This window comes from Clostridium sp. CM036 (genome assembly GCF_055081135.1).
The window spans coordinates 125,672-148,305 of the sequence record NZ_CM143652.1; the positions used below are offsets into that span (position 1 = coordinate 125,672).

A 22,634-nucleotide genomic window follows, 5' to 3' on the forward strand; every position below is an offset into this window, starting at 1 on the left:
TCTGTAAATCATCATCTGAAATATTGAATGTAAGAAAAATAAAAAATTCAGTAAATATGATACCAGTATAGTTGATTTTATAAAAAAATTGTAAAAACGCTCCTAGGGAGGAGTTTTTTATGTTAGAATAATTTTAGTAGTGTCTTTAGGAGAATAATAAATAATAATTATTATTTACTCCAAATAAAAGTGCGGAGGAAATAGAGCTATATGAAATGTTTGATATGTGGTATGGAGATAAATATAAATAATTTCAATATAAATAATGATGGCTTATTAGAAGTGAATGAAAGAGAGCATATTAAATATTGCCCGTTTTGTGGCGTAACTTCTAAGTATTTAAAATCTCTTGGTGAAGCCTATAAGGTTTGTGCGCAAAGTTTGGATCCCAATACTTTAGTAGTATTAGATCATGCCATGAAACTTGAAATATTTAATTCAGAGTTTTACATGTCAGCGGCAAAGCTTGCGAGTAACGACCATGTTAAAGAAATTTTTAAAGCACTTTCAAAAATTGAAAAAATACATGCTATTGTGCATCAAAAACTAGGTGGGTTCAAAGAACTTCCAAAACTCGTGGATATAGATTACAGTAAATATAAAAACGATACAAGCTTAATGAAACTCGCAGAAAATAGAGAAGTTCATGCTACAAAGTTTTATGAAAAACATGCAAAGGAAATAAATAATTTGATTGTTAAAGAGGTATTCGTTGCCTTGGCGGAGGTTGAAAGAAGTCATATACAAATTGCTAAAAATTATTAACACATATACTCTAATTTATATAAATATATATAAATTAGAGTATTTATAATTTAGGGGGTAAGTATGAAGAAGACCATTGGATTTATAGTTATTTTAGCTGCAATGGCTTTTGCACTATTTTCAATGAAAGGTTCTTTTAAAGAATATAGGGTTGCAGTTAAAGATGAAGTTATAAAATCACAGATACTATTTAAAGGATTAAGTAAGGCAGTAGATTTTACGAAAGATAGTGAAGGAAACTACTATGTAGCTTTCAAAGACAAAGTACAGTACATAGATAAAGTAGGCAGGTCATACAATATATTTACAAATAAGAAGCTAAGCATAACTAGTTTAGATTATAATAATAAAGTATTGTATTATGCATCCGGAACAAAAGTCTACTCATATGATTTAGTAACAAAGGTAAATAAAGAAATTATCAAGAATATACCTAATTATGGAGACTATAATGACAGTTTAGTTAGAATTAATGGAGAATATCTATTTGTTACAATAGGAGCTGCAACAAATTCTGGGGTAGTTGGACCGGATAATCAATGGTTAGATGATTACCCTCAAAATCATGATGTTTCGCCTAAAAGTATAACTATAAAAGGAATTAATTTTGATGAGAAAAAGACTGGAGCATTTGTCCCATATAAAACTAGGAACGTAAAGGGGCAAATAATAACAGAACATATGATTGGAAATTCATCTATAATAGTTTATAATTTAAAAACTGGAGCACAGGGGAACTTTGCTTGGGGTATAAGAAATATGAAGGCTATAGATTTTAATAGTGAGGGCAAAATAATAGTTGCTGTTGGGGGAATGGAGGACAGGGGATTAAGGCCTGTAAAGGGAGATAGTGATTATATATACAAAATTAAAAAAAAGTCATGGTATGGTTTCCCAGATTATACTGGAGGAGATCCAATAAGTTCACCTAAATTTAAAGGCTTACTTAACGGGGAGATACCATTTATTTTAGACCAGCACCCTACAACAAATCCTCCCGCACCAATTTATCAACATAAAGAAGTAAATAGTTTAGCCGGGTTAGCAATTGATAAAAAAGGTATAATAGGTAGCATAGACTGTATATATTTCTATGAAAAGAATGATAATAGTATATATAGTTTAAATAAAAGTAATGCGCTTAAAGAAAAAGTAAGATTTGGGGATGAAACTTATATATCTAGTATGAAGTTTTTTGATGATTTAATAGTGTTAGACTCTAAAAGTGGATATTTAATTAATATTAAAAAAAATATAAAGAATGATATAGGGATAGAAGGGAGGAAATTAAGCTACTATTTATTAACAATTGTGCTAACTTTAATAATTAGCCTACTTGTTAGTTTAAGCAAAAAGAATTAGAATATAGTCAATATACATTGTTGTTAATTATTAAAAATATTCAGGTATGTTTTCAGATCATATTTATTGTATACTAAAGTGAGAGGTGAACAGGTTGAAGAAAAGAATGGAAGTTACTTATGGAAGAACTTTAAAAGGCTTAATGATAACAATAAATCCAATTAAAAAAAGGATCATGAAAACTCATTGCATTGTTCATAAATTTATAAATATTCAAGCTATAGAAATTTTAAAAAATAAGGAATATAGTGAAATTTCTAGTTTTTACAAGGGACACATAAAAGAACTAAATAAGGGGGTTACTTGGGCAGATCAAGATTTTAAAAGCTCAAACCATTTTTATCATCACATTAAGGGTACTGGCCTTTATGGATTTTCAAATGCATTAACCGAATTCGAAAAATATTATAAATGTGCATTAAGATTTATTAAAGAAGGGGACACAAGGCAAGGTCTGTTTTATTTTGGAGCAGCCTGTCATTTAATTCAAGATGCTACGGTGCCTCAACATGTGAACAATAAGCTACTTAAAAGCCACAGGAATTTCGAACTTTGGATTATAAGTAGATTAATGAGTGATTATTCATTTCCTATTTTTAATGAAGTAATAAAACAAGAGAATATAGAAGACTATATAAAAAAAAATGCATTATTTGCGAATGAAACTTATATTGCTAATGCAAACATAAAAAACAAGGAAGATAGGTACAAGAAAATATCTACACTTATAGTGCAACGAGCACAAAAGACTACTGCAGGTTTAATGATTAATTTTTATAATGAAATTAATAAATAATTCCTTTATATTAGAGGAATTATTTTATTTTTGAAGAATATAAAAATAGGTAAAAATAGGTAATGACATGTGAAATATATTTAACAAAGGGGGAGTAACAATTGAAAAAGGAGGTTTTTATAAATTTAGAAAAAGAAATTTTCAAAGGAAATATATTAGATATAGGTTTTTCTAATCATGGAATTATATATAATATATACAAACAATATGTTGATGATAGTAGTAGCTTAGATTATATAGAGGGAAAAGATGAGAAGACAGGAATAGAGGAAGGTGAGTATGATCTCTGTGCACTGTTTTTTACTTTGAGTGATATAAAATTTACAAAAAGCAAAAGTAAATTAATACAAGATATATATAAATTTTTGAAAGAAGATGGATTGCTATATATATGGGATGTAGATAAAGGATTTGCTAAAATCTTTAATTCTAAAATTAAGGTTGTGTCACCAGATAAAAATACAAAACAAATACATTTAAGAGACTTAAATATATTTAAAGATAGTTCTAAAGAGAATACAATCAAAATTTTACAACCTTATTTTGAAGTATTAACTTTAAAAAATTCAGATAATGTTTATTATATGATATGCAAAAAGAAAGGGAAATCAAAAGATGAAAGTAACACTAGTAGGTATTAATGCAAAATATATTCACAGTAACTTAGCAGTAAGATATTTAAAAACATATACAGAGGATTTAAATTACGAATGCAAAATTATGGAGTTTTCTATTAATGATCAAATCGAAAGAATTGTAGAGGAAATTTTGAGTAGCAAGCCAGACCTTGTAGCATTCTCTTGCTACATATGGAACATTGAGTACGTTAAGGCTGTATCATCTCTTATAAAGCTTGTAAATAGTGAGATTGAAATCCTTTATGGAGGACCAGAGGTTAGCTTTAATTGTAAAGAGTTTCTTAAGGAAAACGTAGGGGATTATGTAATAGAAGGGGAAGGAGAGGTAACGTATAAAGAATTTATTAAATGGAGAATTAATTCAAAGGATGATTCTAATATCAATGATGAGAATAGTGATAACATTCAAAACATTCTAGGGCTATATTATAAATATTATGAAAATATTGGATGTGATAGTAAAATTAACTATGGTGGTAAGAGAACCTTAATGGATATGGAGCAGGTTATTTTCCCATATAATGAAGAAGAACTTATCAATAAAATAGTTTATTATGAAGCATCAAGAGGATGCCCTTTTAATTGTAAATATTGTCTCTCCTCGACTACTCATGGAGTTAGATTTTTAAATACTGAAAGAGTAAAGCGAGAATTGAAATTTCTCGTGGACAAGAAGGTAAAATTAATAAAGTTTGTTGATAGAACATTTAATTGCAATTCGAGATTTGCGGTAGAGATTTGGGAATTTCTAATAAAGATGGATACTGAAATAACTTTCCACTTTGAAATCTCAGCAGATCTTCTAAACAAACAGGAATTAGACATTTTAGCTAAGGCACCAAAGGGTAGATTTCAATTTGAAGTGGGTGTACAAACAACAAATCCCTTAGTTCTTAACAATATAAATAGATTTGTAAACTTTAATGATATAAAGGAAATGGTGGAGGAATTAGAAAAAATAAAAAATATTAAACAACATTTAGATTTAATAGCGGGCCTACCAGGAGAGAATTATGAATCATTTAAAAAATCTTTTAATGATGTTTATAGCATTCATCCAGAAGTAATACAATTAGGATTTTTAAAATTACTTAAAGGTTCGGATATGAGGAGTGAAGCAACTCTTTGGGGAATGGTCTATGCACCTTATCCACCATATGAAATTCTAAAGACAAGGGATATAAGTTATGAGGAATTAGTATGCTTAAAAAGGGTAGAAAAAATTGTGGACAAATATTACAATTCACAAAAGTTTAGTACTATTCTGAAATATTTTGTGAAAAAATTTAATACACCATTTGAATTTTATTACGAACTGGGATTATTTTTCTATGAAAAGGGATATCTAAGTAGAAACATTTCCTCAGTAGATTATTACAAGATATTTATTGAATTTAATGAGGAGAAACTTGAAGAAGAAGATTTCGTTTTAAAAGAAATTGTTAAATATGACTACCTTAAATATAACAAAAAGAAGTGGCTTCCAGATTTTCTAATCAGAGATTTAGGTAAGAAAGTAGAAAGATCAATTAAGGATAAGTTGTTACAAAACAATGATACAAACAATACATCTAATATTCATATTGAAAAATTTATGATTGATATTTTAGATTATATAGATAATAATACTGTACGCAAAGAAGATCATTATTTAGTTTATGATATTAATGATGAGGATAACATAAAGGATATAACTTCTATCATAGATTAGAATATGATAAAAGTTATAAAACGGAAAAAATGATAAATTATTAAAAATGACATTTGAAACATTGGAATAAGTTAATATTACGAATATTGTTAATGTTAAAAAAAAGTTGAAATTTTCAATGAAAATTAGTATAATTAAGATGTATTCAATATTATATAAAATAGAATAAAGGTAAATACTATACTAAGTATTTACTATTATATAAATTATTAATAATTTATATATACTCATTATGGCTAGTTATTAGTAAAAGGTGGTGATATTTTGGCATTAGAAGCAATAAAAAGTATAAAAGAAGCGGAAAAAAAAGCAGCAGATATTGTAAGTAAGGCAATTTCGGATAGTAAGGATATATTAAAAAAATCTGAAATTTACGCCGAAGATCAGTACAAAAAGGTTTTGGATGCTGCAAGAGAAGAAACTAAAAAAATCATTAAAAATGCTAAAGAAGAAGGTAAAAGTAAGTCTGAACCAATTTTTGATACAGGTAAGATAGAGGTCACGAATATACTAAATTTAGATAAAGAAAGATTTGATAGGTCGGTTAACATGGTGGTTGAGAGGATAGTGAAAAATAATGGCAATAGTTAAAATGAGCAAATTTACATTGTTTGCCTTTGAATCACAAAAAGAAGCGTTGCTTGATAACTTTCACAAATTTGAAAATATTCAATTTGTAAACCTACAAGAGAGTGCAGAAGAAGATTTGCAATCTCTTGTAAAAGACTCGGAAAATGAAAAAGTTTCTCATTTAGAAGGAGAGCAAGCAAAAGTAAAGTTTGCCCTAGATCTATTAATGAAGCACTCAGAAAAAGAGGGTGCTCTAAAATCTTTAATCAAGGGTAAAAGTTCTTTGGATTATGAAGAGTTAGAAACTTTAGCTAAAAAATCAAACTATAAAGAGAACTATCAAAAGTTAAAGGATCGAGATAATGATTTGATTCAAATGAAGAGTGAAAAAGCCAAAATTAATTCTGAAATAGGATTATTAACTCCATGGATGTCCTTAGATGCCTCCTTTAAGGATTTAAAATCATTAAATTCTTCAATATTCTTAATGGGGTCTTTGCCTAAAGCTTTTAAAGATGCTTTTAGAGAAGAGTTTGAAAGTAAAATTCCGTGTTCTTACTTAGAAGTTATTAGTGACGGAAAAAATGCAATTAATGTAATAGCACTAGTGTATAAAGAGTATGAAGATAAAGCTAGTGAAATACTTAAACATTATAGCTTTAATACTACTAATTTAAAATATGATGGAATTTCAGCAGAAATTGTACGCGAGTTTAACAAAAGATTAGATGAGATATCTAAAGAAGAAGAAAAAATAAATGCTGAAATAAAAAATGATTGCCAGTATTTAGAGGATTTTAAAATAGTATATGAATATTTATCAAATAAACATATAAAAGCTTCAGCTTGTAAAAATTTCTTAAAAACAGAGAACACCGTTGCCATAGAGGGATGGGTACCAACAGAATCAGCAAAAGATTTAGAAAATTTGATAAAGTCTACAACTAAGGAAGAGTTCTATTTAGAAATTGAAAAAGCTGTCAAGGAAGATGATAGGGTGCCTATACTTTTAAAGAATAGTGCAGTTGTAGAACCATTTGAACTAATAGTATCAATGTATAGTTTACCTAAATATTCAGAGATAGATCCAACACCCGTAATGGCACCCTTTTACATGGTATTCTTTGGGATGATGCTCGCTGATCTTGGGTACGGGTTAGTAATGTTCATAGCTTGTGCAATTGCATTGAAAAAATTTAATTTAGAAGAAGGACAGAAAAAATTTGCTAAATTCTTCTTACTACTAAGTATACCAACTGCACTAGCAGGCGTTGTTTACGGAGGTTTCTTCGGGGATATAATTCCATTTATATCAACTCACAGTTTAATAAATCCTGGAGAAGATATAATGTTATTACTGATTATATCAATAGTAATAGGTGCAATCCAAATCTATTTTGGCCTTGGAGTTAAAGGTTATATGTTAATTCGCGATGGAAAGCCAATGGATGCTATTTATGATGTAGTGACATGGTACGCTGCATTAACTGGAGCATTTTTATTATTAGGTGGAGCACAAATAGGATTAAGTCCTGCTGTAGTTAATATAGGTAAATGGGTTATGATAGTTGGAATGGTTGCACTAGTATTAACTCAAGGAAGACAAAACAAAGGCATTGGTGCAAAACTTGGTGGAGGTCTTTATGGTTTATATGGTATATCTAGTTATATAGGTGACTTAGTTTCCTACTCAAGAATCATGGCTCTTGGACTTGCAGGAGGATTTATAGCATCTGCTTTTAATATGCTTATTAAAATGATGCCAACACCATTTAATATTATTATAGGTATATTTATATTCGTGTTTGCACAAACATTTAATCTATTATTAAGTTCATTATCAGCTTTTGTTCACAGTGCTAGGCTTCAGTATGTAGAGTACTTTAGCAAGTTTTATGAAGGCGGAGGAAAAGCATTCAAGGTGTTTAAATCAAAGAATCAATATATTAACGTAATAAAAGGAAAGCAAATTTAAGGAGGAATTAATTATGACGTTCATGGAATTTATGAGTAAAAACGGTGGATTTATCTTCGCTGCATTAGGAATGGCTTTAGCGGTAATTTTACCAGGTATAGGATCAGCAAAAGGAGTAGGTATGGTTGGTGAGGCAGCTGCAGGACTTACAACAGAAGAACCTGAAAAATTTGGTAAAGCCCTTATTCTTCAATTATTACCAGGTACTCAAGGACTTTATGGTTTCGTTATAGGACTTATGGTATTGCTTAAATTAACTTCGGGTATGACTTTAGATGTTGGATTTTATTATTTGATGGCTTGTTTACCAATAGCTTTCGTAGGGTATTTTTCAGCATTATATCAAGCTAGGGCAGCTGCTGCCGGTATTGCAATAGTAGCTAAACAACCAGATCATAGCACAAAAGCTATCATACTTGCAGCAATGGTTGAAACATATGCCATTTTAGCATTCGTTGTTTCAATAATACTCGTAAGTAAGACACTCTAATTTAAAAAGTGATGAGCTAGAGGAAGTGAGAATATGTCAAATTTAGATAAATTAGCTGCCAAGATAATAGAAGATGCTAAAATTAAAGCAGAAACTATTTTGAAAGAAGCTAAAAACAATGAAATTTTATTAATAGAAAAGAAAACAAAAGAAGCAGAACTAGTAAAAAAACAAATGATAGAAAAAACTAAGGTTGAAGCTATTATGGTGAGTAAGAGAATTGTATCAAATTCTCAGCTAAAAGCACGAAATGAAAAGCTAGGGGCTATGCAAAAAATGATTGATAAGGTATTTGAGAGTGCGCTAGAAAAACTTATGGCGATAAATGATAATGATTATTTGGAACTTATAAAAAAATATCTTTTATCAATGCCAATAGCAGGGGATGAAGAAATAATACTTCCTGGGAAATATAAAAGTATTGTAAGCGATGAATATTTATCTGGAATTAATATTTCACTAAAAACTAATGGAAAAATAGGTGAATTAAAATTAAGTTCCGATAATCGAGATATAAAAAGTGGATTTGTAGTACTTAAAAATGGTATAGAGATTAATAATACTTTTGAAAGTCTAGTTAACTCCTTAAGGGATGAACTAGAACCTGAAATTGTTAACGCATTATTTAAATAAATGTAAATAAAATTTAAGGAGTGGATACCAATTTATAATTGGTATCCACTCCGGATCAAAACAAGGAGGATAGCCATATATGAATAATATGGATTTTACACAAGCTGTGGCTAGGCTAAGAGTATTAGAAAAAAGACTCCTGAGTAAAGTAAAGATTGAGAGAATGATTGACAGCTCCTCGGCGGATGAAGTACTTAAAATTTTGAAGGAAACCGAATATGCAAGTTTGATGGGAAATGTAAAAAGAGCAGAGGACTACAATATATTACTTAAGGATGAGCTAAATAGAGTATACTCCCTTATGTATGAAGTTTCTCCATATCCTTCTATAGTAGATATTATGAGTTTGAAATATGATTATCATAATATAAAAGTGTTGTTAAAAGGAAGAACTTTAGATAAGGACTTTTCTCATATGCTAATTCCAGCAGGTACAGTAAATATAGAGGAATTAAAATTTTACATGACAACTATGGAATATAAGAAATTAGACCCTAATATGAGGGAAGCTATAATTGAGGTGGAAAAAGTATACAAAGAACTTAATGATCCTCAAAAGATAGATATTATATTGGATAGGTATATGTATGTAGATATGTTAGCTAGGGCAGAAGAAACAAAAATTGATTTTATAATTGAATATGTTAAGAAAAGTATAGATTTTTCTAATATTAAGTCAATAATTAGATTAAAAAAACAACAAAAGGATGTTAACTTTTTTAAAGAAGTTATATTAATTGGTGGAGATATATCTAGTGATGTTCTATTAACAGCTTTTAGTGATCCAATTGAAAATATGGCAACTAAATTTTCTTCATCAAAATATGGAGAAGTTGTAAGAATTGGACTAGAAGAATATATTAAAACTGGTAAACTTTCTAGTTTAGAAAAATTATCAGAAAACTATATTATGGAGAAGCTAAGGGCCGCTAAGTATGTTACTTTTGGACCTGAGCCAATATTTGCGTATATCGCAGCAAAGGAAACAGAAATAAAGATAATAAGAATAATTACGGTTGGGAAATTAAATAATGTTGATACGACGATCATAAGAGAAAGGATGCGTGAAGTTTATGCATAAAGTAGGAGTAGTTGGAGATAAAGATTCAATACTTGCTTTCAAAGCTCTTGGAATTGACGTATATCCGGTTATTGAAGTAGAAGAAGCTAAAAAAGCTATAGATAAAATGGCGTCAAGTAATTATGCAGTTATATTTGTAACTGAGCAGATAGCTCAGCACTTAGATGAAACTATAGCAAGATATAACAGACAGATGATTCCTGCCATTATATTAATACCAAGTAATCAAGGCTCACTAAATATAGGAATGCAAAGAATTCGCGATAATGTAGAAAAAGCAGTGGGCGTAAATATTTTATAGAAAGGTAGGGAGATAACTTGAAAATCGGTAAAATTGTAAAAGTTTCAGGTCCGTTAGTTGTTGCAAAAGATATGGACGAAGCTAATATATATGACGTAGTTAAGGTTGGAGATAAGGGTCTTATTGGCGAAATTATTGAAATGAGAGGAGATAGAGCCTCTATTCAAGTATATGAAGAAACATCAGGCCTCGGACCAGGAGATCCAGTAGTTACTACCGGTGAACCACTAAGTGTTGAACTTGGACCAGGACTTATAGAATCAATGTTTGATGGTATTCAAAGACCGCTTGATAAAATAAGAGCTATAGCTGGTAATTACTTAACAAAAGGTGTAAATGTTTCGCCACTAGATAGAGAAAGAAAATGGGACTTTGTTCCTACGGCGTCCGTTGGAGATATTGTTTCATATGGCGTAGCTATAGGAACAGTTGCGGAAACTACTGTTATAACTCAAACAATAATGGTGCCTAAAGGAATAGAGGGTACTATAACGTCTATAACTGCAGGAGAATATACTGTAGAAGATGTAGTAGCAGAGGTGCAAACAGATGGCGGAATTAAGCAAATTACGTTAATGCAAAAGTGGCCAGTAAGACGTGGAAGACCTTATGCTGATAAATTAAATCCAATAGAACCACTAGTTACAGGTCAAAGAGTAATAGATACTTTCTTTCCAGTAACTAAAGGTGGTACGGCATGTGTTCCGGGTCCTTTTGGTAGTGGAAAAACTGTAGTTCAACATCAATTTGCAAAATGGGCAGATGCAGAAATAGTTGTTTACATAGGTTGCGGTGAACGTGGCAATGAAATGACAGATGTTTTGAATGAGTTTCCAGAACTTAAAGATCCCAAAACAGGTGAATCACTAATGAAAAGAACGGTGCTCATTGCAAATACTTCTAATATGCCAGTTGCAGCTAGGGAAGCTTCTGTATATACAGGTATAACTATTGCAGAGTATTTTAGGGACATGGGATTTGCTGTAGCATTAATGGCAGATTCTACGTCAAGATGGGCAGAGGCTCTACGCGAAATGTCAGGAAGACTTGAGGAAATGCCAGGTGATGAGGGGTATCCAGCATATCTAGGCTCACGTGTAGCAGATTTTTATGAAAGATCTGGAAAGGTAGTTTGCATTGGAGACGACAAAAGAATAGGCGCAATTACAGTTATTGGCGCAGTATCACCTCCTGGTGGAGATTTATCAGAGCCAGTTACTCAAGCAACGCTTAGAATAGTCAAAGTGTTTTGGGGACTAGACGCGCAACTTGCTTATAGAAGGCATTTTCCATCAATAAATTGGTTGGATTCTTATTCACTATATTTGGATCAGCTAGCTAATTGGATGGATGAGAACGTTGCTGCCGATTGGACTGAGCTTAGGGTTAAAGCTATGACCATTTTGCAAGAAGAAGCAAAACTTGATGAAATAGTAAGACTTGTAGGTGTAGATGCTCTTTCTGAAAAGGACAGGTTAAAACTAGAAGTTGCAAAATCAATTAGAGAAGATTATTTACAACAGAATGCATTCCATGAGGTTGATACTTTTACGTCACTTAACAAACAATATAAAATGTTGAAATTAGTTTTAGATTTCCATGTTGAGGGTGAAAAAGCATTGAGTTCAGGGATTTATTTGAAAAAGATATTAGAAATTCCTGCGCGTGATAAAATAGCAAGAGCAAAATATATTGCAGAAACTGATATGTCAAAAATTGATGATATATTTACGGCCCTATCTAATGATATTGAAGAATTAATAACGGAAGGAGGAGCTGTAAATGATTAAAGAATACAAAACTATAACAGAAGTTGTAGGGCCACTTATGGTTGTAGAAAAAGTTCAAGGCGTTCGGTACGATGAACTAGTGGAAATAGAACTACAGAACGGTGAAATTCGTAGCGGAAAAGTACTTGAAATAAATGAAGATAAAGCAATGGTTCAGTTATTTGAAAGTTCTGCTGGAATTAACTTAAAAGGTAGTAAGGCTAAATTTTTAGGAAGACCACTAGAACTTGGAGTTTCAGAAGATATGCTTGGAAGGGTCTTTGATGGACTTGGTAGGCCTAAAGACGGTGGACCTAAAATTATTCCTGACAAGAGACTCGATATAAATGGAGAGGCATTGAACCCTGTGGCAAGAGACTATCCGTCAGAGTTTATTCAAACAGGTATTTCAGCTATTGATGGACTTAATACTTTAGTTCGTGGACAAAAATTACCAGTGTTTTCTGGTTCGGGTCTCCCACATGCGCAACTTGCGGCTCAAATAGCAAGGCAAGCAAAGGTATTAAATTCAGATACGAAATTTGTTGTTGTATTTGCAGCTATAGGAATAACTTTTCAAGAAGCACAGTTTTTCGTAGATGATTTTACAAAAACTGGTGCAATAGACAGAACTGTATTATTTATGAATCTTGCAAATGACCCAGCTATTGAGAGAATAGCTACGCCTAGAATGGCACTAACTACAGCTGAATATCTTGCTTACGAAAAAGGATTTCACGTACTTGTAATTATGACTGATCTTACAAATTACTGTGAGGCTCTGCGTGAAGTTTCAGCTGCAAGAAAAGAAGTTCCAGGTAGACGTGGATATCCAGGATATCTTTATACTGATCTTTCGACGCTATATGAAAGAGCAGGTAGGATTAAAGGACTTGAAGGTTCAATAACTCAAATTCCTATACTTACAATGCCGGAAGATGATATAACTCATCCAATTCCTGACTTAACGGGATATATAACTGAAGGTCAGATTATTTTAAGCCGAGAACTTTATAAAAAAGGCATTATGCCACCAGTAGATGTTCTACCGTCGTTATCAAGACTTAAAGATAAAGGTATAGGCAAAGGCAAAACGCGCGAAGACCATGCTGATACGATGAATCAACTATTTGCTGCATATGCTCAAGGTAAGCAAGCAAAAGAGCTTGCAGTTATATTAGGAGAGTCAGCATTATCTGATGCAGACAAAAAATATGCAATATTTGCAGATGCTTTTGAAAAACGATATGTTTCCCAAGGATTTGAAACTAATAGGACTATTGATGAAACAATAAATTTAGGATGGGAGCTTCTATCTATTCTCCCAAGAAATGAACTTAAGAGAATTAGAGATGAATATGTAGAAAAATACTTACCAAAAAAAGAGGGTGAGTAAACGTGGCGAGGCTCAATGTCAATCCAACTAGAATGGAGCTTACTAAACTAAAAAAAAGATTAGGTACAGCTACTCGTGGTCATAAATTATTAAAGGATAAGCAAGATGAGCTTATGAGAAGATTCATTGATCTTATAAAACATAACAATAAACTACGAGCGAAAGTTGAAGAAGAATTACAGAACTCTTTTAAGGATTTTGTTATGGCAAGTGCATTAATGTCATCAGAATTTCTAGAGGAAGCAATAGCGCAACCAAAAGAAAAAATTTCTGTAGAAGTTGAGACAAAAAATCTTATGAGTGTTAATGTTCCGATAATGAAGTTTAAAAGAGAATTAGAAGATGATCCTGGCAGTATATATCCATATGGATTTGCCAGCACTTCGGCAGATCTTGATGGAGCTATAGAAAAGTTATATTTAGCCTTGCCGGAGCTTTTAGAACTTGCAGAAGTAGAAAAATCTTGTCAGCTCATGGCAGATGAGATTGAAAAAACTAGAAGAACGGTTAATGCACTTGAATACATGACTATACCTCAACTCAATGAAACTATAAAGTATATAAGAATGAAGCTTGAGGAAAATGAGCGTGGAGCTTTAACTAGACTTATGAAGGTTAAAAGTATGATGGAGAAAGCTCAAGAGCTAGCAGATGCAAAAAGAATTAGCACATAAATAAGGTGGAATTAAGGTGTCTTTAGTGATGCCTTAATTTTTTTTGCAGAGATTTTAGTTGATGTATACATATATTTAGAATAGAATATATGTATACATTTAAAAGTTATTGCTGTGAAACGCAATTAGTATAAAGAAAAGGAGAATGCATATGGCAGTTAGGAAAATTTTACAATATGGAGACGAGCGTCTTAATATGATTTGTGAGAAGGTAGGAAAAATAGATAGGAAGATATTAAACACAATTGACGATATGATGGATACGCTTTATGAGGGTAATGGAATAGGACTTGCGGCTCCTCAAATAGGAATTTTAAAAAGGGTTATCTTAATTGATTTAGGAGAAGAAGAAGAAAATCCAATAATAATTATAAATCCTAAAATAACAGCTCAGTCAGGAAATGAAAAGGATTATGAGGGCTGTTTAAGCTACTTAGGATATGAAGGTGAAGTATTTAGACCTACAAACGTTACAGTTGTAGGAATTAATATTAAGGGGAAACAAGTAACTTATGAAGCTTCAGGATTACTGGCAAGGGCCTTATGTCATGAAATTGATCATCTAGATGGAGTATTATATATGTCTAGAGCTGAGGAAATGTACGAAGTAACAACAGAATAATTTTGTACAAGAGCATGCCTGAGATTATTAAAATCATAAGGCATGCTCTTTTTTACAATTTAAGGTGTTTATTAATGTAATCTTTAAGTCTATCATCCCAAGGAGCAATTTCAATGCCAAGAGAATGTTTTATATGCGAATTATTTACACAGGTATATTTAGGTTCTTTAATGAGATTGGATAAAAGCTTATCTGAATTCACAACTAACGGAACATCGAGATTACTAAATTCTATAATACTATTTATTAGCATTGACTTTGATAAACAACCTTCATTGGTATAGTTATATATCCCATATTTATCAGTTTCTAATAGTCTCTGAAGGACTATAGTTAAATCTTCAATATAAGTTACGGAAAGGGTGGGGTCCGAAAATAGATAAATTGCTGTATGTTTGCCATTTATGAGCTTTCTCACAAAACAATCATTGCCACCAAATATATTTGAGGTGCGGACAATAAAATATTTTTCACAAATGGTTTGTATTAATTCTTCTCCACCTAATTTACTTTTGCTATAGGCGTTTATTGGGGTACATTCATCAACTTCACTGTAGGGTGTTGTATTAGTATCTCCGTATACATCTGTGCTAGATAGGTATACTAGGGGGATACTAAGCGAATTACAACAATTAGCAATGTTTAAAGTTCCTACAGTGTTTACATCATAGGCTAAAGATTCATGGTATTCACAAATATATTTATTTGTCATGCCCGCAGTATGAATTACAGCGTCAGGCTTTAATTCATACAGAGTTTTCTCGGTAGTTATTTTATCAGTTATGTTAAGTTCAGTTTTATCTAATCCATATATAGTATGTGATTTAGACAAGATATTACAAAGATAAGTTCCAATATTACCTTTTGCGCCAGTTATTAAAATATTCATAGAGCCCTCCTTAAAGTTCGTGCTATTAAAGTATATGGCTCAGTATCCTTATTATTAAAAAATATTTTATTTTTCAGGGTGAATAATAGAATATTTTAATATTTAAGTGACAAACTATAAAGTATATGCATTTTCATGTATATAAAAGATAGGTTAACTAATAATCATTATTAGTTGAATGGATTTGATAAATGTGGTAAAATATATTATATGTAAGATGATTAAAATCATATAGGTTTATAGGATGTCTAACAATTAATAATTGTTAGACACTAAGAGAACTAAAGGAGGACTTTGAGAATGGAAACAACAAAGTTAAAAGACAATATTTATTGGGTTGGGGTAAACGATCCTAAGCTCGAGGTATTTGATATTATAATGGAAACAAAGAAAGGAACTACATATAATTCATATTTAATAGATGATGAAAAAGTTGCTATAATAGATTGTGTTAAAAATGGTTTCTTTGAAGGGTTTTTAGATAAAATAAAAGGTGTTATTGGAGAAAGAAAAGTTGATTACATAATTGTTCAACATACAGAACTCGACCATAGTGGTTCTTTAGGTAAGCTCTTAGAAGTTTATCCAGAGGCTGTTGTTCTAGCTTCAAAACCTGCTATAACGTATCTAAAAGAAATTACTAACAAGGAATTTAATAGTAGGCCAGCAGTAGGAGAGATTTGCTTAGGTAAAAACACATTACAATTTATTTCAGCACCAAATTTACATTGGCCTGATACAATGTTTACATATGCTAAGGAAGAAAAAGTATTGTTTACTTGTGACGTAATGGGTTGTCATTATTCACCAGTTAATTGTATAACGGATGCTTGCTCAGGTGATTATTTCGACGAAATGAAATATTATTTTGACGTTATAATGGGACCATTTAAAAAATTTGTTAATATGGGATTAGATAAAATCAAAGATTTAGAATTAGATATGGTAGCGCCAAGCCATGGTCCTATACATGTAGAGGATATTAAAATGTATGTAGACCTTTATAGAAAGTGGGCTAAAACTTACGAGATAAAAGAAAAAAACATTCAAATATTATACATATCCGCTTATCATAATACTGAGGCTATGGCAAAATATATAGCTAATAAAATTAATGAAAAGGGAATAAAGGCTGAAGTTCATGAAATAACATCTATGAATTTAAGTGAGATTGTATCATTAATTGAAGAAGCCTCAGGTATTATGATTGGTTCTCCAACTATCAATCAAGATGCTGTAAAGCCTGCTTGGGATGTTCTGTCTCTTGTGTGTCCAATAACAAATAGAGGTAAAGTCGCAGCAGCTTTCGGATCATATGGATGGAGTGGTGAAGGAGTTCCGATGCTTACACAAAGACTAAAATCTTTAAAATTTAAAGTAGTCGAGGAAGGACTTAAATTTAAATTCGTCCCAGACAGCAAGGAATTTGAGCAAGCTGATAAATTTGTGGAGGAGTATTTACAACTCTTGAATTAATAAGTTACTAGGGATACTTAGGCTACAACGTTTATTATAGTAAATAAAAGAAAATCTCACTTGGTTAGTGAAATTTTTCTTTTTTTTTATAAAGAATTAAAAATATTTCAAATGCAAAGAATATAATGACCAGGATACTAAATATTATTGTAAAAAAAAGTTTCGCAATAATATCCAGACAAGAATTAAATCACAGTAAATAATTCACAAATGATTTATGGAGGGGTATATTTGAATAAGCAAAATATAATAAATTTTCTAAATAAGAATGGCCTAAGTGACATAGTTGAAATTCAATATAAAAAGGACACTATAGCACTGAAATTTAAATATTATTATGATGAAGTAGAAATTGAAGCTGCTACATCTTATGCAAATGAAGAAGGAGATTTTAAACAAAATGAAGAAGATTGGTATGAAGAGTTTTTCTTGCCTTATTTAAGTGATATTTCAGCAGATAATGTGGAAGATATAATGGAAGAATGCGCTGAGGAAATGGAAATTGAATATGAATTCATTGGTTGTGATATATCAGAAGATGCATATGAATTTAATGAATTCGCGGTAGTTTTTTATGGTGCAGATGTAAATATTGAAATTGATGATATTTTAATTGAGTTGGATATCTAAGATCATGTGTGGATTTATCAAGCCACTTTTTCCGAAATGGCTTGAAATTTCTGATATTTAATTATAACTTCATCTAATTGCTGACTGCATGATACAACTATTTTATCTGTAGGCTCTTTACAATTTAGTAAAAAATGTAATATTGTTCTTAATGATTCTAATTCTTCCTTTATAATTTTTAATTTAATATCCATACATCAACACCTCTTCGCTTTATTTTGTTTTTGTGGAATAAATATATAATAACATATTATGCAATCTATGTTAAATTTTTAATTAGCCATTAAAATATAAAAAAATACAAAATATACTATAATTTGTTAAATAAAACATCTATACAATGGTAAAATATAACAAAAAATCTATGCAGATGTTGAAAAAACTTACATGGAATAATATGTAAATGACGAAAAAAGTCTTAATTTTCTTGTGTTATAATTATAAAATCAGAATATGTTTCATTTATACTATTTATGAATAAAATATTTTGGTATAATAGAAAAGTTAAAAATAGTCTAGGAGTGATATTATGAATATTGATGAATTAACTAACAGAATAAATTACCTTTATAATAAAAGCAAAGAAAGTCAACTTACAGAGGAAGAGAAATTAGAACAACAAGAGTTAAGGCAAAAGTACATTGACAATGTTAAAAGAAATTTTAGAGCACAATTAGATACAATTAAAAAAGTATAATATCTTTATTAAAAACAATAAATTTTAAAATCAGTAAAAATGGGGGAGTTTTAATGGATGTTACTATAGAGGAATTAATAGAGCATTTTAAGTTAGAGGTTTTAGTAGAAGGAGAAAAGGGTAACTTAATTAATGTTAGTGATATTAATAGACCGGGGCTTCAAATTGCAGGCTTTTACCAGTATTTCGATAATAATCGAGTTCAATTAATAGGTATGGCAGAATGGAGTTTTCTAGATTGTATGGAAGAAGACCTTAGGAAGAAACGATTGAATAAATACTTTAAATTAGATATACCTTGCGTTATAGTCACTAGGCAGATGCAACCTCATAAGGAACTTATGGAGGCAGCAAGGGGAAATGGACGATGGGTTTTACGAACAAAATTAATTTCTACAAGATTTATTAGTAAATTTACAAATTACGTAGATACTAAGTTAGCTCCAGAAACTAGACTTCACGGTGTTCTAGTAGATGTTTATGGTATAGGCATGTTATTAAGTGGAGAAAGTGGGATAGGCAAGAGTGAATGTGCGTTAGAACTTATAAAAAGGGGTCACAGGCTGATCGCAGACGATGCAGTTGACATTAAAGAAATTGATGGTGTATTACTTGGAAGTTGCCCATACATAACCTCAGGAATGCTGGAGGTCAGAGGTATGGGGATAATAGATATTCCAGCAATATATGGTATGAGTTCGGTTCTAAACACTAAGACTATTAGTTTGTTGATATCACTTACTCAGTGGAATGAGAGTGAAGAATATGATAGGCTTGGTATAGATAATGAATTTATGGATATTCTAAATGTGCCTGTAAGAAAAATAACATTGCCAATTAGGCCAGGTAGGAATATAGCAGTAATTATTGAAGCAGCTGCAGCTAATTATAGATACAGTTTAAATTCTAAGATAACTCCTGTCGAAACCATAAATATGAGAATAGAGGAAGTAACTGCAACTCTTAAGAAATAAAAAAATGGAATTAACATAGAGTATAATGTTTTTTTTTGTAACTTTAAATGTTTGTAATTTTAGGAAATATTTAGTAGAATAGTAAGTGCAGGAAGCATTTATAATAGGGAGGGAATAAACATGTCTGAAATTAAAAGTTTAGAAAAAGAATATGAAGTAGCTTGGGATAAATACACAAAAAGTGATTTTAAAAAGGTATTTGCATTATCTGACAATTATATAGACTTCATGTCAAAATGCAAAACTGAAAGAGAATGCGTTACAGAGTTTGTTACACTAGCTAAAAAAAACGGTTACAAAAATATTGATGCTTATATAAGTGAAGGCACTAAATTAAAAGCTGGTGATAAGGTTTACGCTAGCAGTATGGGAAAAACCTTAGCATTGTTTTTAATTGGGTCTGAGCCTATTGAAAAGGGTTTTAAAATTTTAGGTGCTCACGTGGACTCACCAAGACTCGATTTAAAACAAAATCCATTATATGAGGATTCAGATCTAGCATTAGCTAAAACACATTACTATGGTGGAATTAAGAAGTACCAATGGGTTACGTTACCTTTAGCTATTCATGGTGTTATTGTTAAAAAGGATGGTACAGTAATAAATGTAGTAATAGGAGAAGATGAAAAAGAACCAGTAGTTGGAATTTCAGATCTTCTAATTCACTTATCAGCAGATCAATTGAAAAAGACTTTAGACAAAGGTATCGAAGGTGAAGATTTAAACGTATTTATGGGAAGTATACCAGTAGAAGATAAGGATGCAAAAAATAGAGTTAAGTTAAATATATTAAAACTTTTAAATGATAAATATGATATAGATGAAGAAGATTTCGTATCATCAGAATTAGAAGTAGTACCTGCAGGACGCGCTAGAAACTATGGACTAGATAGCAGTATGATTATGGCTTATGGACAAGATGATAGAGTGTGTGCGTACACTTCTTATGAAGCATTAATGAACATTAAGGAAACAGACAAAACTTGTATTGTTTTACTTGTGGATAAAGAGGAAGTTGGAAGTATTGGTGCAACAGGAATGCAATCAAAATTCTTTGAAAACACAGTAGCTGAGGTTGTTAATTTAATGGGAGAATATAGTGATTTAAAAGTAAGAAGGGCATTAGCAAATTCAAAAATGTTATCATCAGACGTAAGTGCAGCATATGATCCAAACTTTCCTTCGGTTATGGAAAAACGTAATTCTGCATATTTTGGAAAAGGTATAGTTTTAAACAAGTATACTGGGGCTCGCGGAAAAGGAGGATGCAACGATGCAAATCCAGAATTTATTGCGCAGCTTAGAACCATAATGGAAAAACATAATATTTCATGGCAAACATCAGAGCTTGGAAAAGTGGACCAAGGCGGCGGCGGTACAATAGCTTATATACTAGCCGGGTTTGGTATGCAGGTTATAGATTCAGGGGTTGCTCTTCATAATATGCATGCGCCATGGGAAATTGCAAGCAAAGCAGACATATATGAAGCTTTTAGAGCTTATGAAGCTTTCTTAATAGAAATATAGAAAAGAAAGTGTATATTATTACAACTGCTTTTCACTTCGCTGAGTAATTCTAAGCTAATATTATGAAAGACACTAAAAAGTACAAACTCACTATCGCTCAAACATGTACTTTTCTTAACGTATATTTCATAACATTAGCAAAAAATTGCTAATGCTTGTTCAAATGCAGCTTACGTAATATATGCTTTTTTTCTTTAGTTTACGATTTTGTTCCACCGTTGCGCAAGAGCTCTTCTTTAGACGATAGATATTTGTTTTGCGAATATTAAATTCAAAGCATATCTACCACATCTGCAGCCTACCGGCTAAAAGACTTTTTGGTAGGTAATATTGAGATTTATTATTACTTTACCTGCCATCCTTCTTATATACATATTAGCATAACTGCATAATAGGGTATCAAAATAAATAACAAATATTTTTATGCGTAAAAAAAGTATATATTACTATTAATGCATTGCATTAATAGTAATATATACTTTTTTTCTTTTATGATTCTAAGGCATTTACAAAGGTAGCTAGTTCATTATGGCTTAAGGAAACTGAACCAACGACGCCATGACTGGTATCTGAGGTTGTAATTCCATGAAAATCTGAACCTGCAGTAATTAACTTGCCATATTCTTTAGCTTTTGACTTTAATAGTGATTTTTGCTTTTTTGTATTTATTGGGTAAACTGCTTCAATACCATCAAAATCTAAGCTTAGCATTTCATCTATGGTTGATTTTTTAATTAGAACAGGGTGTGCAAGTACAACTAATGCATTAACTTTTTTTAATATAGTTATACCATCGGCTGTTGAAATTCTCTTAATGTGTACATATGCAGGGCTACTGTTTGAAAGGAAATTATCAAATATATATTTCCAATCATATTTATAACCAGCATCAATTATGGCTTTAGCTATATGGGGTCTAGCTATTACTCCTTTAGCTTCATCTAAAACTTTTTGATAGTCTAGTTTTATTTTGAAAAACGTATCTAAATTTTCCACTATTTTTTTAGCTCTTAATATTCTGAAATCATCTATGTCTTTTAAGAAATTTTGAAAATCAACATCTTTATATTTATCATCTTTAAAATAACCCAATATGTGAATGCTTTCGTTATTATAAATAGTAGATAGTTCTATACCAGGTATTACCCTTATATTTTCAATTAGACCTTCTCTGATTCCTTCCTCAACATTTAAAGTTGTGTCATGATCTGTTATTGCAATAATATCCAAACCATTTAAAGACGCTTCATGAATTAGTTCTTTAGGACTTAGTTTTCCATCAGACGCATTTGTATGAAGATGGAAATCACCTCGATTGTACATATAATCACCTCAAATTTAAAGTTTAGCATAAGTTACATAAAAATAAATAACAAGACAGTATACGAGTCTATTCTAGCCTGTTTATTTTTATGTGCCTAATACCATTTTAACCAATATTGGTGAATATTAAAAGGGGATTATAATAAATAATAATTATTATTCAATATTTATTAAATGTTAGGCTCTTTTTATTTGCAATTGTATAGGTGGTAGCCTGCGAGATAGTTACTCGTATAACTAATCTTTATAATTTACTTATGTTTAAAACATATATTTCATACATTTCATATTTTATAATTGTAAATGTGACTTGATTACAATTATAAAAATTTGGA

Annotated in this window: 23 protein-coding genes; 20 read left to right on the forward strand and 3 right to left on the reverse strand. The window is 30.9% G+C overall.

Annotation, left to right across the window (positions count from 1 at the left end; all coding sequences use genetic code 11):
* The first annotated feature begins 210 nt into the window (after nt 1–210).
* The 15 genes from ACWJKE_RS00475 to def all read left to right on the forward strand — a co-directional run bounded on the left by ACWJKE_RS00475 (nt 211) and on the right by def (nt 14,783).
* Nucleotides 211–765, forward strand: coding sequence for a ferritin-like domain-containing protein (locus tag ACWJKE_RS00475; RefSeq protein ID WP_462955478.1), 555 nt, complete (start codon nt 211–213; stop codon nt 763–765).
* 63 nt (nt 766–828) lie between these two features.
* A complete protein-coding gene (locus ACWJKE_RS00480) occupies nt 829–2,127 on the forward strand; it encodes a hypothetical protein (protein ID WP_462959087.1) in 1,299 nt (432 codons plus the stop codon).
* 94 nt (nt 2,128–2,221) lie between these two features.
* Nucleotides 2,222–2,923 (forward strand): zinc dependent phospholipase C family protein, encoded by a 702-nt coding sequence (locus tag ACWJKE_RS00485; protein ID WP_462955480.1) that lies wholly within the window; start codon nt 2,222–2,224, stop codon nt 2,921–2,923.
* Nucleotides 2,924–3,024: 101 nt separating this feature from the next.
* Entirely contained in the window at nt 3,025–3,564 is a 540-nt protein-coding gene (locus ACWJKE_RS00490; protein WP_462955481.1) for a class I SAM-dependent methyltransferase, read from the forward strand.
* Complete coding sequence (locus tag ACWJKE_RS00495) at nt 3,539–5,272, forward strand: B12-binding domain-containing radical SAM protein (RefSeq protein ID WP_462959088.1); 1,734 nt, start codon at nt 3,539–3,541, stop codon at nt 5,270–5,272. Before ACWJKE_RS00490 ends, ACWJKE_RS00495 begins: the two co-directional genes overlap by 26 nt.
* A gap of 264 nt (nt 5,273–5,536) precedes the next feature.
* Nucleotides 5,537–5,863, forward strand: a complete 327-nt coding sequence (locus tag ACWJKE_RS00500) for an ATPase (protein ID WP_462955483.1) — start codon at nt 5,537–5,539, stop codon at nt 5,861–5,863.
* Complete coding sequence (locus tag ACWJKE_RS00505; RefSeq protein WP_462959089.1) at nt 5,850–7,817, forward strand: V-type ATP synthase subunit I; 1,968 nt, start codon at nt 5,850–5,852, stop codon at nt 7,815–7,817. Before ACWJKE_RS00500 ends, ACWJKE_RS00505 begins: the two co-directional genes overlap by 14 nt.
* A 13-nt stretch (nt 7,818–7,830) precedes the next feature.
* The gene (locus tag ACWJKE_RS00510; RefSeq protein WP_216301725.1) at nt 7,831–8,307 is read left to right on the forward strand and encodes a V-type ATP synthase subunit K; all 477 of its coding nucleotides are present in this window, start codon (nt 7,831–7,833) and stop codon (nt 8,305–8,307) included.
* A gap of 33 nt (nt 8,308–8,340) precedes the next feature.
* Nucleotides 8,341–8,940, forward strand: coding sequence for a V-type ATP synthase subunit E (locus tag ACWJKE_RS00515; RefSeq protein ID WP_216301726.1), 600 nt, complete (start codon nt 8,341–8,343; stop codon nt 8,938–8,940).
* 79 nt (nt 8,941–9,019) lie between these two features.
* Nucleotides 9,020–10,021, forward strand: a complete 1,002-nt coding sequence (locus tag ACWJKE_RS00520; RefSeq protein ID WP_216301727.1) for a V-type ATP synthase subunit C — start codon at nt 9,020–9,022, stop codon at nt 10,019–10,021.
* Nucleotides 10,014–10,322, forward strand: coding sequence for a V-type ATP synthase subunit F (locus ACWJKE_RS00525; protein ID WP_165411877.1), 309 nt, complete (start codon nt 10,014–10,016; stop codon nt 10,320–10,322). Before ACWJKE_RS00520 ends, ACWJKE_RS00525 begins: the two co-directional genes overlap by 8 nt.
* A gap of 17 nt (nt 10,323–10,339) precedes the next feature.
* The gene (locus ACWJKE_RS00530) at nt 10,340–12,112 is read left to right on the forward strand and encodes a V-type ATP synthase subunit A (protein WP_165411876.1); all 1,773 of its coding nucleotides are present in this window, start codon (nt 10,340–10,342) and stop codon (nt 12,110–12,112) included.
* Entirely contained in the window at nt 12,105–13,487 is a 1,383-nt protein-coding gene (locus ACWJKE_RS00535) for a V-type ATP synthase subunit B (RefSeq protein WP_165411875.1), read from the forward strand. Before ACWJKE_RS00530 ends, ACWJKE_RS00535 begins: the two co-directional genes overlap by 8 nt.
* A gap of 32 nt (nt 13,488–13,519) precedes the next feature.
* Nucleotides 13,520–14,161, forward strand: coding sequence for a V-type ATP synthase subunit D (locus tag ACWJKE_RS00540; RefSeq protein WP_253198064.1), 642 nt, complete (start codon nt 13,520–13,522; stop codon nt 14,159–14,161).
* A gap of 151 nt (nt 14,162–14,312) precedes the next feature.
* Entirely contained in the window at nt 14,313–14,783 is a 471-nt protein-coding gene (gene def / locus ACWJKE_RS00545) for a peptide deformylase (RefSeq protein WP_462959090.1), read from the forward strand.
* Between the two features lie 52 nt (nt 14,784–14,835).
* On the opposite strand, the gene ACWJKE_RS00550 is transcribed toward def, so the two are convergent.
* The gene (locus ACWJKE_RS00550) at nt 14,836–15,672 is read right to left on the reverse strand and encodes an SDR family oxidoreductase (RefSeq protein WP_216301731.1); all 837 of its coding nucleotides are present in this window, start codon (nt 15,670–15,672) and stop codon (nt 14,836–14,838) included.
* A gap of 300 nt (nt 15,673–15,972) precedes the next feature.
* Here ACWJKE_RS00550 and ACWJKE_RS00555 point away from each other — a divergent pair, with 300 nt between their 5' ends.
* Nucleotides 15,973–17,148 (forward strand): FprA family A-type flavoprotein, encoded by a 1,176-nt coding sequence (locus tag ACWJKE_RS00555; RefSeq protein ID WP_216301732.1) that lies wholly within the window; start codon nt 15,973–15,975, stop codon nt 17,146–17,148.
* 231 nt (nt 17,149–17,379) lie between these two features.
* A complete protein-coding gene (locus ACWJKE_RS00560; RefSeq protein WP_216301733.1) occupies nt 17,380–17,778 on the forward strand; it encodes a hypothetical protein in 399 nt (132 codons plus the stop codon).
* Between the two features lie 17 nt (nt 17,779–17,795).
* On the opposite strand, the gene ACWJKE_RS00565 is transcribed toward ACWJKE_RS00560, so the two are convergent.
* Nucleotides 17,796–17,972, reverse strand: a complete 177-nt coding sequence (locus ACWJKE_RS00565) for an aspartyl-phosphate phosphatase Spo0E family protein (protein ID WP_216301734.1) — start codon at nt 17,970–17,972, stop codon at nt 17,796–17,798.
* A gap of 335 nt (nt 17,973–18,307) precedes the next feature.
* Here ACWJKE_RS00565 and ACWJKE_RS00570 point away from each other — a divergent pair, with 335 nt between their 5' ends.
* The 3 genes from ACWJKE_RS00570 to ACWJKE_RS00580 all read left to right on the forward strand — a co-directional run bounded on the left by ACWJKE_RS00570 (nt 18,308) and on the right by ACWJKE_RS00580 (nt 20,976).
* The gene (locus tag ACWJKE_RS00570) at nt 18,308–18,475 is read left to right on the forward strand and encodes a DUF896 domain-containing protein (RefSeq protein WP_216301735.1); all 168 of its coding nucleotides are present in this window, start codon (nt 18,308–18,310) and stop codon (nt 18,473–18,475) included.
* A gap of 53 nt (nt 18,476–18,528) precedes the next feature.
* Nucleotides 18,529–19,449 carry an HPr(Ser) kinase/phosphatase gene (gene hprK / locus ACWJKE_RS00575; protein ID WP_165411867.1) on the forward strand — a complete coding sequence of 307 codons (921 nt, stop codon included), beginning with the start codon at nt 18,529–18,531 and terminating at the stop codon, nt 19,447–19,449.
* A 120-nt stretch (nt 19,450–19,569) separates the two neighbouring features.
* Nucleotides 19,570–20,976, forward strand: coding sequence for an aminopeptidase (locus ACWJKE_RS00580; RefSeq protein ID WP_462959091.1), 1,407 nt, complete (start codon nt 19,570–19,572; stop codon nt 20,974–20,976).
* 489 nt (nt 20,977–21,465) lie between these two features.
* Here ACWJKE_RS00580 and ACWJKE_RS00585 read toward each other — a convergent pair whose 3' ends face one another.
* Nucleotides 21,466–22,299, reverse strand: coding sequence for a PHP domain-containing protein (locus ACWJKE_RS00585; RefSeq protein WP_462959092.1), 834 nt, complete (start codon nt 22,297–22,299; stop codon nt 21,466–21,468).
* Nucleotides 22,300–22,634: the final 335 nt, after the last annotated feature.